Here is a 12,038-nt window from a genome sequence, read left to right as displayed (position 1 = left end):
GCAGAGACATCGTGGTGTTCCCGTCCTTCGGAGGATGCCCGTCCCGAGCACGTCGCTCGCCGTCGGGCTTGTACACACCAGTACGGACGGGTGCCGGGAATCGTTGTGGGTGAAGACGGCGGAGGGCCGCGGCCCGCGGCCGCGACCCTCGCCCTGCCCTGCCCTTTGGCCGACGACGGGACCCACCGCCGGCCTCGTACGGTCAGCAGCCGCAGCCCACGTCGCCCTGCCCGATCCACGCCACGGAGGCGGCGCGGCTCGAGGTCCCCTGGTAGGTGACCTTCCACCAGCCCTTGCGGGACTCGACGACCGTCGAGATCCGGCCGTCGGTCCCGATCTTCAGGTCCCGCACGAAGACGGGCTTCCTCGGCTCGTTCGGGCCGTCCGCGTCGAAGGAGAGGACCGCGGTACCCCAGCGGTTCGGGCCCCACGAGAGAGTCCCGCGGTCGATGACCAGGATCTTCGTGGTGGCGTTGATCCGCGCGGGACGGCCGTCCGTCGCCTGCGTGCTGATGCTCCCGTCGGTCCGCGTGTCACGGCGGAGCTGCACCGTCTTGCCGTTGCTCACGTCGACGAGGTGCCGGACCCGGGTGCCGTCGGGCTTGCGCACCACCGTGAACACCTCGACGCCCACGCGGTACGTCCCAGGCTGGATGACCGCTCCGTTGAAGTCGAGGGTCCCCCTGCTCAGGAAGCCGGTGGTGCTGCGCTTCATCTCGATGGTGCGCTTGCGCACCTGCCGGCTGTTGATCTTCTGGACCGTGACCTCGACCTCCGCGCCCAGCATGGTCCCGCCGGACGCCGCGAGGGCGACCGTGTAGCCCACCTCGGCGGGGTAGAGCTTCTGCCGCTCCACGTCGCCGGTGATCGTCGAGCCCGAGGCGTACATCGACGTGGTGACCGTGGTGCCCTGGGACCGGTGGACATCGACCACCGGCAGCGACGACGACTGCGCCGTCGGGGCCACGACGAGGCCCGAGGCGAGAAGAGCCGCGGAGGTGGCCAGCGCCACCAGCCCCCGGCGGAGCAGAGGGGTACGGGACGTGCTGAGCAGAGACATCGCGAGTTCCTGTCTGTCGACGGTGCCTGTCCCGCCGCGCACACCGCTCGGCGCCAGGCTCCACCACCGTCCACGGACGGGAGCACCAGAACGTTGTGGGTGAAGAGAGCACGAGAGCGCCCGCCCGGTCGGGACCGGACGGGCGCTCTTCGGCTCGCGCTGCCTACCGCGCGGTGCTCATCGTTCCGTGGCGCCGATCATCGGCAGGCCGAACGACAGCCCGACGGCGAGGATGCCGCCCACGAACACGTACGGCGACGATGCCGCGTCGCCGATCGAGCCGACGGCCATCAGCGCGAACCCGCCCAGGAACAGGGCGAAGCACACGATGAAGCGAACCACCAGCGCCGCCGTGGGCTCCTGCTTCTGCCTGCGTGCCACCTCGAAGTTGCTCATGAGCCAAATCTACCGGCTCACGATGACCGGCAGCTCGTCCTGCACCCCGTTGACCGTGACGGTCACCGTGGCCCGGCCGGCGCGCAGAGCCGACAGCTCGTGCGTCGCGGGGTCGAGCGCGAGCACCGCGTGGCGGGAGCAGTCCCCCAGGGCGGCGCGGCCCCGCTCGTGCGTCACGCACACGCCCGGGCCGCCCCAGCGCGACGAGACGGGCCAGGCCACCGGCACCTCCCGGGTCCCGTCCTGCACGACGACGGCGCTCACCACCGCGGTGCCGCCCACCTCGAGCGACTCCGGCCCGGAGACCGTCACCTGCTCGGCACGGGTGTTGATCTCCCAGGCCAGCCAGGGGTCGGCGGACCGGCCGACGGCCGACGGTCCCGACACGCGGCCCGACGCCGGGTGGACGCCCAGCATCGACCAGCCCGTGAAGCCGCCGTCGGCCGGGGTGCTCGCCGGGCCCTTCCCGGAGTTGCCGTTGACCAGGTACGGCACGCCGTCCTGCGTGCTCGCGTGGAAGACGCCCACGTGGGAGCCCACCGAGGCGATCGACTTGCCGGACGACTCCTCGAACTCCTCGAACCACCCGCGCAGCGTGTCGGCCTCCAGCCGGTCGGTGAGCTGGCTGGCCTTGGTCGGGAGCGGGTCGTCGAGGGGGTGGTGGGCGAACACCAGCACACCGGTGACGGCGCGGTCGGTCGCGGCGTCGTCGAGCGCCTCACGGAGCATCCGGACCTGCGCGAAGTCCGTGCCCAGGCGGCCCGAGGACGAGTCGAGCATGACGAGCCGCGTCGTACCACCCGCCCGACCCGGGGTCGGGACGTCCAGCACGCGGGTCCGCTCGCCGAACTCCTCCTCGAAGTTGGCGATCGAGCCGCCCATCACCTCGTGGTTGCCGGGCAGGTAGTACCAGGGGAAGTCCGCGCCGGAGAGCTCCTCGGTGAGGACGCGGCGGGCGAGGTCGAAGTCCTCGGGGGCGGCCTCGTCCACCAGGTCGCCGTTGATGACCAGCAGGTCCGGGTCGTCGGCGACGATCTCGCGGAGCGCGTCGCGGGCACCGGCCACGGCGCCCGACTCGGGGTCGCGCGCCACGAACTGGGCGTCGGACAGGATGGCCACCCGCAGGGGCGCGTCGTCCGTGGCGCCGTCGGCCGCCACGACCGGGTCCTCGACGCGGGGCGTCCCGGGGGCGTCCACCGCGGGCGGCACCTGCGCGGCGATCGCCGACAGGGTCAGCGCGCCCGTGTACTGCTCGCCCGCCGTCGTCTCCAGCGCGCGCACGCGCTGCAGCCTGAGCGGGAACGCGACGCCGTCGGGCACCGGGAAGGTGACCTGCCGCCAGCCGGTCCAGGTGACCTCGGGGCCGTCGAGCTGCGTGACCACGCCGTCGCCCTGCCGCACCTGGAGCCGCAGCCAGGCGCCGTGGCCGTCGCCGTCCACCCACATCGTCACCGCGCGGGGCGCGCCGGGCAGCTCGCGCCCGCCCGCCGCGGCCTCCGGCAGCACCGCGTACTGGCCGCGCGTGGCCGTGGACCGTGTGAAGTCGTACGTCATGCGCAGGCCCGCCGCGCCGTCGTGTCCCGCCGCCGGAGCGAGCGAACCGCCCGGCGCCCGGTCGTTCGCCGAGGTCCAGGAGGCGGCGTCCGCGAAGTCGGCGACGACGTCCTCCTCCAGGCTGACCGTCACGGCCACCTCGGTGGTCAGGTCCGTCCCGGCCGGGCCGGGCACGGTCAGCTCGAAGGTCGTGCCGCCCACCGCCGCGAGCGCGCGGACCTCGAAGGACCCGTCGGCCTGGGGGACGAGCTCGGCGACCGGCTCACGGGTCGCACGCACCCCCGCGATCCGGGGCTCGCCCGGCTCGACCGCCGTCACCGTGACGTCCCGTGCCTCGATCGGTGCCGAGAACCCCCGCGCGTCGTAACCGGTCAGCACGAGCGACGCGGTCGCGTCGGCGTCCTCCAGCCCGACGACCGGCGTGTCCACACCGGTCCGGACCAGGCTGCCCAGCACCTCCACCTCGGTGGTCCCGGAGGCAAGACCCCAGCGGCTCAGGGACGCCGCGGTGACGACGGTGCTGCCGGTCCGGCGGCCGGTCACCACGCCGTCGCGCACGGAGGCGACCCGCCCGTCGCGGGCGCGCCACGAGGAGGGCTCGGCCGCGACCGGGCCCATGGCGTCGTCGTACCCCTTGCCGGTCAGGGTGCGGTGCAGACCGGGGAAGACGCGGTCGGCGTCGTCCGCCGGGACCGTGGTGCGCACGTCGTAGGCCGCGACGCGGCCCGACCCCGCGGGGACGTACAGGCCGAGGCCGTTCGCGTCGGACCGCTCGTAACCGTCGGAGGGGCTGTTCAGGATCGTGTTGGCGCTGTCGCCGGGCAGCCGGGCGACCATCTCGGAGGAGCCACCGCCGTCGAGGTTGATCGCGTCGTCGGCACCGAGCTGGGCCATGAGCTCGCCCAGCTCGTAGAGGTTCATCCCGATGCTGTGGGTCTGGCGGCCGTCGATCACCACGAAGTACGCGCGGGTGCCGGACGCGTCGAAGCCGACCGCGGTCCGCGGGTGCCGCAGCTCCACGTGGTCGCCGGTCGCGGAGGTGACCTCGCCGTCCTCCAGCAGCGGGTCCTCCGGGCCGCCGCCGATCGCGACGGCGACGTCGCCCGCGTCGGCGCGGACGCCGTACGCCAGGTCGACGTGGTCGCCCGGCCGCAGGGCGGCCAGCGCGTCGGCCGCGGCTCCGGGCCGGGCCACGACGGCGCGCGTCCCGTCCGGGAGCTGCCCGTCCCCGGGCTGCCCGACGGCGGTCACGGTGCCGTCCGCGGAGACCGTCACCTCGACACCCTGCTCGCCGGCCGCCAGGGGACGGGTGCGCGTGAAGGCGCCCCACCCGGCGTCGAACACGGCCACCCCGGCCTGGGGCAGGGCCGTGACGTTCAGGCCGCTGACCGGGACCTCGGTACGGGCGCCGACGTCGGCGTCCGACGCCGAGGCCCAGCTCACCGAACCCTCGAGGAAGATCTGCGCCAGCCGCCCCACGCCGTCCGACCCGAACGCGACCGAGCGCTCCCGGCCCGGCGACGCGGACTTGACCAGCGTGCCGTCGTCGATGCTCGCGCCGAGAGCGGCACCCGAGTTGTTGATGTCGAAGTAGTCGCCGTTGATCGCCGCGATCGCGCCGCGGGAGGAGGCCATCTCGGAGACCGGGGCGGTGTCGGCGACGTGCTCCGGGCCCACGTAGCCGACCCGCACCGTGCCCCGGGGTACCTGCCCGTCCGCGCCCGCCGCGCCGAGGTCCGCGACGAGCATCTCGCCGCTGAGCCAGCCGTCCTCGCCCAGCCGCGCGAACCGCGTGAGCTCCAGGCCGGGCGCGATCCGCCGCTCCTCGCGGCGGGTGACGATGGCGTCGCCGTCGTCGTCGAGCCGGAGCGGGGTGACTTCTCCGGAAGTCTCCGCGGATCTTCCGGAGGGCAGCGGAGCCCTCGCGAACGGCGTCGGAGCGGTCAGCGCCGTCGCGGCGCGCGGTACGTCCTCCGGTGCGGGGAGCGGCGCCGCGAACGCGCCGTTCGCGGGAGCCACGAGAAATGCGGCGGCAACTGTGCAGGTCAGCGCTTTGGTGAGTATTCCTCGCGGCTTTTCCGGCCGTGCGCCGGACAGGACTCGTCGCATGCTCGTTCCTTCTGAGGAGTCGGGGGGAGCGTTCTGCGGCAGGGTTGCGCGGCGAGGTTATGGCCCGACGACCAAAGTGTGAATATCACCCGAATCGCAACGTTGTTCACTGAACGCGAAACATGGGCGAGTTCGGGTGACACTACGATGCGTTCGTGGCAAACACGTCCCCGGCCTTCGACCAACGTCCTGCCCGTGTGCGCACGGACTGGGGCATCTCCGGTGCGCTCGCCCTCACCGCCACCGATGCGCGCTCGTCGCTCGTGGTCGTGGTGGACGTGCTCTCCTTCTCGACCACGGTCACCGTCGCCTGCGAGCAGGGCGCCGGCGTGTACCCGTTCCCGTACCACGATCCCGCCGGGGCGGCCCGGCTCGCGCGCACGATGCGCGCGGCCCTCGCCGGCCCGCGGTGGGAGGACGGCATCAGCATCTCGCCCGCGTCACTGCAGGACCTCGACGCCGAGCGCCTCGTGATCCCGTCGCCCAGCGCCGCGCAGATCTGCCACACCATCGCTAACCGCGGCGCCCTGATCGTCGCCGGCAGCCTGCGCAACGCGAAGGCCGTGGCCGGCCTCGCCGCCGCGCACCTGGACGCGTCCGAGCGGCACGACGTCGTGCTGGTCCCCGTGGGCGAACGCTGGCCCGACGACACGCTGCGCCCCGCCCTCGAGGACTACCTGGCCGTCGGCTCCATCGCCGCGCGCCTCACCGCGATGCTGCCTGACGTGAGCATCTCCCCCGAGACCGAGGCCACGGTCACGCTGTGGAAGGGCACCCGGGACATCGTCGACTCCGTGGGCGGCACGGCGAGCGGCCGCGAGCTCCTCGACTCCGGGTTCGCCGACGACGTCACGATCGCCACCGAGGTCGACGCCACCGACGTGGTGCCGGTGCTGATGGACGGCGCGTTCGTACCGCTGGGGCACCGCGTCGCCGCGGCCCGGGGGCGCCGGAACGTCGGCGCGAGCGTCCGCTAGCCCCTCGTGAGCCGGCCCGCGAGGGCCGTCACGATCTGGATGTCGCCGTCGAGCCAGGGCACGTCGTCCAGCTCGGCCGCGGTGAGCCAGCGCAGCTCGTCGTGGTCTTCCAGAGGCTCGGGCGTGCCGTGCGCCAGCAGCGCGAGCCACACCCGCATCCGGTGCCGTTCGGTGATGGGCCACGCGCCGTCGTCGGGGCCGGGTACCTCGGCGCCCACGTCGACCCGCACCCCGAGCTCCTCGGCGAGCTCACGGCGCAGCGCGTCGACGTGCGCCTCACCGGGTTCGACCTTGCCGCCGGGGAGCTCCCAGCGGCCGGCGAGCGCCGCCGGCGCCGAGCGACGCGCGGCGAGCAGCCGGGTGGGCCGGTCCAGGTCGTCCACGATCGCGGCGGCGACCACGTCGATAAGGGTCTGCTGCATGCCGAGCAGTCTTCCACCCGGACCGTCCGGCCGGACCGGCGAGCCACCACGTCCGGACACAGCACGACGACGGCGCCTCTGGGGAATGGCGCCGTCGTCGGGGAACTGCTGCGTGTCAGGCGACGATGTCGAACTCGTTCGCCTTGGCGATCGCCTCCGCGCGTGAGGACACGCCGAGCTTGCGGTACACACTGCGTACCTGCGTCTTCACCGTGTTGCGGGTGACGTAGAGCCGTCGAGCGATCTGCTCGAGTGTGGCGTCCTCGGTGAGGTTCGCCAGGATCACCCGCTCACGACGAGTGAGGCTGGGGAGACGGTGGTCAAGGGTCATCGCGGTCATGGTCGTTTTCCTCCACACAGCGGCCGGTTCTGGGGTTCCGGCCTACGGTTGCTGCTATGAGAAGGACTTGGCCGCCGTAACTTCATGACGCGGTTCTGAAAGAACTTCTTGACTGTTACCTTTCCGAGATCAAAATCGCCCCCCGAGGGCACGAAAGTGCACCTAAGGGGGCGATTTCGCCCGCTCGGTCCTGCTGACCCCGGGACCGGGTCAGCTCCCGGTGTGCTCCGCGTACTGGGCGGCGGTGAGAAGCTCACCCGTGCCGGACACCTCGACCTTGAAGAGCCAGCCCTTGCCGTACGGGTCCTGGTTGACGATCTCCGGGTTGTCCACGGCCTCGGCGTTCACCTCGGTGACGGTGCCGCTCACCGGGGAGTAGAGCTCGGACACCGACTTGGTGGACTCGATCTCGCCCACCACGGAGCCCGCCTCGATGGTGGCACCCACCTCGGGCAGCTCGAGGTAGACCACGTCGCCGAGCGCCTCGGCGGCGACGTCGGTCACGCCGATGACGGCGGGGGTGGACCCGTCCAGCCACTCGTGCTCGGTGGTGTACTTCAGGTTCTCGGGGAAGTCAGCCATGACAGCTCCTTGCGTGTAGGTCAGTTCTGAGGACGACGGTAGAACGGCATGGGCACCACCACGAACGGTTCGGCCCGCCCGCGCACGTCGACGGCGAGCTCGGTGCCCTCGGCCGACACCTCGGGCGTCACGTAGGCCATCGCGATCGGGTAGCCGAGCGTGGGCGACGGCGCGCCGGACGTCACGCGCCCGACGACGGCCCCCACCTCGGTGCCGACGCCGCGCTGCACCACGTCGTAGTCCGCCCGCGCGGGGCGACGGCCCTCGCCCCGCAGCCCGACGAGCACCCGCGCGGGCGCCGACTCCTTGCGCGCGGCCAGGGCGTCCCGGCCGACGAACGGGACCGGCGTGCCGTCGTCCGACACCTTGTCGAGGCGCACCACGCGACCCATCCCCGCCTCGAAGGGCGTGGTCGTGGTGTCGAGCTCGTGGCCGTAGAGCGGCATGCCCGCCTCGAGCCGCAGCGAGTCGCGGGCCGAGAGGCCGGCCGGGACCAGCCCGAGGGGCTCGCCCGCCGCGAGCAGGGCGCGCCAGAGCGCCACGGCCCGGTCTGCGGGGACCCAGAGCTCGAACCCGTCCTCGCCGGTGTAGCCGGTGCGACCCACGAGCAGCGGCTCGCCCTGGAACCGCATGCCCATGCAGGCGTAGTACTTGAGGTCGGCGAACGCGGTGCCGCCCGAGATCTCGGCGTCCTCCACGAGGCCCTCGGTGGCGAGCATGATCTCGACGGCCCGCGGACCCTGCACCGCGATCAGCGCCTGACCCGGCTGGACGTCCTTGAGCACCACGTCGAACCCGGCGGTGCGCTCCTGCAGCTTGCCCAGCACGAGCTCGGCGTTGGCCGCGTTCGCGATGACGGAGTACTCGCCGGGGGCGTGGTGGTAGACGATCAGGTCGTCCAGCACGCTGCCGTCCTCGGCGCAGATCATCGAGTAGCGCGCGCCCATCTCGCGGACCTTCGAGATGTAGCCGACGAGGGCGTGGTCGAGGAACGCCGCGGCGTCGGGCCCCGTCACGTTGATGTTGCCCATGTGCGACAGGTCGAACAGGCCGGCGGCCTCGCGCACGGCCCGGTGCTCGGCCAGGTCGGACGTGTAGCGCAGCGGCATCAGCCAGCCGCCGAACGGCGTCATCGAGGCGCCGAGCGCCACGTGCTCGTCGTACAGCGGGGTCTTGCGGTCCTCACCCATGGATCAATCCTCTCGTCGGCCCGTTGTCAGACGTACAGGTCACCCGGGTGACCCGTACGTCTGACACGTGCGGCTCCGTCTGACAGCTCACTCGGCGAAGGCCTCGACCGGCGGGCACGCGCACACCAGGTTGCGGTCGCCCTTGGCGCCGTCGATGCGGCGCACCGGCGGCCAGTACTTCGCGGCCCGCAGGCTCGCCACGGGGAACGCGGCCAGCTCGCGCGAGTACGGCTTGGTCCACTCGTCCGTCATGACCGACGCCGCGGTGTGCGGCGCACCGCGCAGCGGCGAGTCCTCGGCGGTCCAGCGGCCGGCCGCGACGGCGTCGATCTCGCCGCGGATGGCGATCATCGCGTCGACGAACCGGTCGAGCTCGGCGAGGTCCTCCGACTCCGTGGGCTCCACCATGAGCGTGCCCGGCACCGGGAACGCGAGGGTGGGGGCGTGGAAGCCGTAGTCCATGAGGCGCTTGGAGACGTCCTCCGCGGTCACGCCGGTCTCGGCGGTGATCTTGCGCAGGTCGAGGATGCACTCGTGCGCCACGAGGCCGTTCGGGCCCGTGTAGAGCACGGGGAAGTGCGGGTCGAGCCGGCTCGCCACGTAGTTGGCGGTGAGGACGGCGGCCTTGGTCGCCTCGGTCAGCCCGTCCGGCCCCATGAGCGCCACGTAGGCGTACGAGATCGGCAGGATGCCGGCGGAGCCGTAGCGCGTCGAGGCCACGGGGATGCCCGCCGCCCCGGCCTCGCCGGCCCCGACGCCCGGCGTCGGGTCACCCGGGAGGAAGGGCACGAGGTGCTCGGCCACGGCGACCGGGCCCACGCCGGGGCCACCGCCGCCGTGCGGGATGCAGAACGTCTTGTGCAGGTTCAGGTGCGAGACGTCGCCGCCGAACTCGCCCGGCCGGGCCAGGCCGACCAGCGCGTTGAGGTTGGCGCCGTCGATGTACACCTGGCCGCCGGCCTCGTGCACCAGGTCGCAGACCTCGCGCACGTGCTCCTCGTACACGCCGTGCGTGGACGGGTAGGTGATCATGATGCCCGCCACCTGCGGGCCGTGCTGGTCGAGCTTGGCGCGCAGGTCGTCGAGCATGATCTCGCCGTCGTCCGCCGTGGACACCACCACGACGCGCAGGCCCGCGAGCGCCGCCGAGGCCGCGTTGGTGCCGTGCGCGGACGCCGGGATGAGCACGATGTCGCGGTGCTCCTCGCCGCGCGACGCGTGGTAGCCCTTGATCGCGAGCAGGCCGGCGAACTCGCCCTGGCTGCCGGCGTTGGGCTGCACGGAGACGGCGGCGTAGCCGGTGATCTCGGCGAGCTGGCTCTCCAGCGCGGTGACGAGCTCGGTGTAGCCCTGGGTCTGGTCGACCGGGGCGTACGGGTGGATGTCCGCGAAGCCGGGCCAGGAGATGGCCTCCATCTCGGCGGTGGCGTTGAGCTTCATGGTGCAGGAGCCCAGCGGGATCATGGTGCGGTCCAGGGCCAGGTCCTTGTCCGAGAGCTTGCGCAGGTAGCGGAGCATGCTGGTCTCGGAGCGGTGGCTGTGGAAGATGGGGTGCTGGAGGTACGTGGTCTCGCGCCGCAGTGCGGCGGGGAGGGTTGCGTCCGCGGAGAAGTCGGCGGACGCTCCCTGCACCGTGCCGGCTTCCGCGGTGGGGTTCGGCTCCAGACCCAGGGTGGTGAGGACGGAGGTGGTCACTGCCGCGACGTCCTGAGCTGTGGTGGTCTCGTCCGTGCTGATCTGGACGTGGTTCGCGTCCGGCACGAACAGGTTGTAGCCGGCGTCGGCCGCCGCTCGGGCGATCTCCTGCGCCCTGGCCGGGGTGTTCAGGCGGATGGTGTCGAAGAAGGTGTCGTGCTCGATCTCGACGCCCGCGGCGCTCAGGGTTGCCGCCAGGTCTGCCGCGTGGGTGTGGACGCGGGTGGCGATCGCCTTGAGGCCCTCCGGGCCGTGGTAGACCGCGTACATGCTGGCCACGATGGCCAGCAGGGCCTGAGCGGTGCAGATGTTGCTCGTGGCCTTCTCGCGGCGGATGTGCTGCTCGCGGGTGGCGAGCGCGAGGCGGTAGCCGGCGGCGCCGTCGACGTCGATGGAGACGCCGACCAGGCGGCCGGGGAGCTGGCGCTCCAGGCCCTTCTTGACCGCCATGTAGGCGGCGTGCGGGCCGCCGTAGAACAGCGGGACGCCGAAGCGCTGCGCGGAGCCCACCGAGATGTCGGCGCCGAGCTCGCCGGGGCTGGCCAGGAGCGTCAGGGCGAGCAGGTCCGTGGCGACGGTGACGAGCGCGCCGGCGGCCTTGGCCTCGGCGATCACGCCGCGGGCGTCGAGCACGCGGCCGGAGGCCCCGGCCTGCTGCACCACGAGGCCGACCAGCTGGCCGGCCGGCAGCTCGGCGGGGAGGCCCGCCTGCAGGCCGTTCGAGAGGTCCGCGACCACGACCGGGAGGCCGATCGCCTCGGCGCGGCCGCGGGCCACGGCGAGCGACTGCCCGAACAGGTCGGCGTCCAGGACGACGTAGCCCTCCTTGGCCCGCGAGGCGCGCCACATCAGGGCGACGGCCTCGGCCACGGCGCTGGCCTCGTCGAGCAGGGAGGCGTTCGCGATCTCGAGGCCCGTGAGGTCCTCGACCGCGGTCTGGAAGTTGAGGAGCGCCTCGAGCCGGCCCTGGCTGATCTCCGGCTGGTACGGCGTGTAGGCCGTGTACCAGGCAGGCGACTCGAGCACGTTGCGCCGGATGACGGCGGGCGTGTGCGTGCCGTAGAAGCCCTGCCCGATCATCTGGGTCTTGACCTGGTTCTTGCCCGCGAGCTCGCGGAGGTGGGCGAGCACCTCGGCCTCGGTGCGGGCGGCCGGCAGGTTCAGCGGCGCCTGGCTGCGGATCGCCTTGGGGACGGCCCGGTCGACGAGGGTGTCCATCGTGTCGATGCCGAGCTGGTCCAGCATGGTGCGGACCTCGCGGCCGCGGGGGCCGAGATGCCGGTCGGCAAAGACGTCGGGGTTGTGGGGCATGCTCACGGCGGGCTCCTGGCTGTCCGAGGGCGTGGGGACGACTGCGGTCCCTCCCCGCTCTGTCATCGGACCCTGCCCGCTGGCGGGCATACGTCGACCTGAGAGTTTTGCCGGTCCGTCATCCCTCCCGGACAGCGGGGAGGAGGGCGGGACGCGCCGGCTTGCACCGTCGGTGGAGCCGCCGCACCGGTTGCCCGGCGGCGGCTCGCTTTCCAGAGTTGCCTCGCCGCGGCGGTACGGGGGCCTGAGAGATTCCCGGGGAGGAAATTGCTCCTTCGGCGCCGGGTCGCGCGGCGTCTGGACGACGACGGCGCGGGGCCGGACTCTCCCGCCGCGGTTCTGGCGGCACGGTCCTGGTTCGAGCCGATCGAGGTCGAGCTGATCGAGCCAGGGCCGTTGAAG

At 72.8% G+C, this 12,038-nt stretch carries 9 protein-coding genes and 1 riboswitch; of the genes, 1 reads left to right on the top strand and 8 read right to left on the bottom strand.

Going from position 1 to position 12,038, the window contains the following annotated elements; all coding sequences use genetic code 11:
- Nucleotides 1-202 precede the first annotated feature (202 nt).
- From QRN56_RS01125 to QRN56_RS01115, 3 genes are all read right to left on the bottom strand, one after another.
- Nucleotides 203-1,060, bottom strand: a complete 858-nt coding sequence (locus QRN56_RS01125; protein WP_285100619.1) for a hypothetical protein — start codon at nt 1,058-1,060, stop codon at nt 203-205.
- Between the two features lie 177 nt (nt 1,061-1,237).
- The gene (locus QRN56_RS01120; protein WP_285100618.1) at nt 1,238-1,456 is read right to left on the bottom strand and encodes a hypothetical protein; all 219 of its coding nucleotides are present in this window, start codon (nt 1,454-1,456) and stop codon (nt 1,238-1,240) included.
- Nucleotides 1,457-1,465: 9 nt separating this feature from the next.
- Nucleotides 1,466-5,029: a phosphodiester glycosidase family protein gene (locus tag QRN56_RS01115; protein ID WP_285100617.1), complete on the bottom strand. Its 3,564-nt coding sequence runs from the start codon at nt 5,027-5,029 to the stop codon at nt 1,466-1,468.
- Nucleotides 5,030-5,274: 245 nt separating this feature from the next.
- Here QRN56_RS01115 and QRN56_RS01110 point away from each other — a divergent pair, with 245 nt between their 5' ends.
- Complete coding sequence (locus tag QRN56_RS01110; RefSeq protein WP_285100616.1) at nt 5,275-6,096, top strand: 2-phosphosulfolactate phosphatase; 822 nt, start codon at nt 5,275-5,277, stop codon at nt 6,094-6,096.
- Here QRN56_RS01110 and QRN56_RS01105 read toward each other — a convergent pair.
- The 5 genes from QRN56_RS01105 to gcvP all read right to left on the bottom strand — a co-directional run bounded on the left by QRN56_RS01105 (nt 6,093) and on the right by gcvP (nt 11,636).
- Nucleotides 6,093-6,518 carry a (deoxy)nucleoside triphosphate pyrophosphohydrolase gene (locus QRN56_RS01105; protein WP_285100615.1) on the bottom strand — a complete coding sequence of 142 codons (426 nt, stop codon included), beginning with the start codon at nt 6,516-6,518 and terminating at the stop codon, nt 6,093-6,095. The two genes, QRN56_RS01110 and QRN56_RS01105, sit on opposite strands and share 4 nt — an antisense overlap.
- Before the next feature lie 115 nt (nt 6,519-6,633).
- Entirely contained in the window at nt 6,634-6,858 is a 225-nt protein-coding gene (locus QRN56_RS01100) for a helix-turn-helix domain-containing protein (RefSeq protein ID WP_285100614.1), read from the bottom strand.
- A 210-nt stretch (nt 6,859-7,068) separates the two neighbouring features.
- Nucleotides 7,069-7,440, bottom strand: coding sequence for a glycine cleavage system protein GcvH (gene gcvH, locus QRN56_RS01095; protein WP_285100613.1), 372 nt, complete (start codon nt 7,438-7,440; stop codon nt 7,069-7,071).
- 20 nt (nt 7,441-7,460) lie between these two features.
- A complete protein-coding gene (gene gcvT, locus QRN56_RS01090) occupies nt 7,461-8,630 on the bottom strand; it encodes a glycine cleavage system aminomethyltransferase GcvT (protein ID WP_285100612.1) in 1,170 nt (389 codons plus the stop codon).
- 87 nt (nt 8,631-8,717) lie between these two features.
- A complete protein-coding gene (gene gcvP, locus QRN56_RS01085; RefSeq protein WP_285100653.1) occupies nt 8,718-11,636 on the bottom strand; it encodes an aminomethyl-transferring glycine dehydrogenase in 2,919 nt (972 codons plus the stop codon).
- Nucleotides 11,637-11,858: 222 nt separating this feature from the next.
- A riboswitch (glycine riboswitch) is annotated at nt 11,859-11,977 on the bottom strand.
- Nucleotides 11,978-12,038 lie beyond the last annotated feature (61 nt).

This window comes from Promicromonospora sp. MEB111 (genome assembly GCF_030209445.1).
Classification (GTDB): domain Bacteria; phylum Actinomycetota; class Actinomycetes; order Actinomycetales; family Cellulomonadaceae; genus Promicromonospora.
The sequence above is the reverse complement of the archived record's forward strand: the minus strand, read 5'-3'. Positions and strand labels throughout refer to the sequence as shown.

Bases quoted from the DNA above. Each gene is read 5' to 3' on its own strand.
- QRN56_RS01125 (WP_285100619.1), bottom strand. From the start codon at position 1,060: ATGTCTCTGCTCAGCACGTCCCGTACCCCTCTGCTCCGCCGGGGGCTG.
- QRN56_RS01120 (WP_285100618.1), bottom strand. From the start codon at position 1,456: ATGAGCAACTTCGAGGTGGCACGCAGGCAGAAGCAGGAGCCCACGGCG.
- QRN56_RS01105 (WP_285100615.1), bottom strand. From the start codon at position 6,518: ATGCAGCAGACCCTTATCGACGTGGTCGCCGCCGCGATCGTGGACGAC.
- QRN56_RS01100 (WP_285100614.1), bottom strand. From the start codon at position 6,858: ATGACCGCGATGACCCTTGACCACCGTCTCCCCAGCCTCACTCGTCGT.
- gcvH (WP_285100613.1), bottom strand. From the start codon at position 7,440: ATGGCTGACTTCCCCGAGAACCTGAAGTACACCACCGAGCACGAGTGG.
- gcvT (WP_285100612.1), bottom strand. From the start codon at position 8,630: ATGGGTGAGGACCGCAAGACCCCGCTGTACGACGAGCACGTGGCGCTC.
- gcvP (WP_285100653.1), bottom strand. From the start codon at position 11,636: ATGCCCCACAACCCCGACGTCTTTGCCGACCGGCATCTCGGCCCCCGC.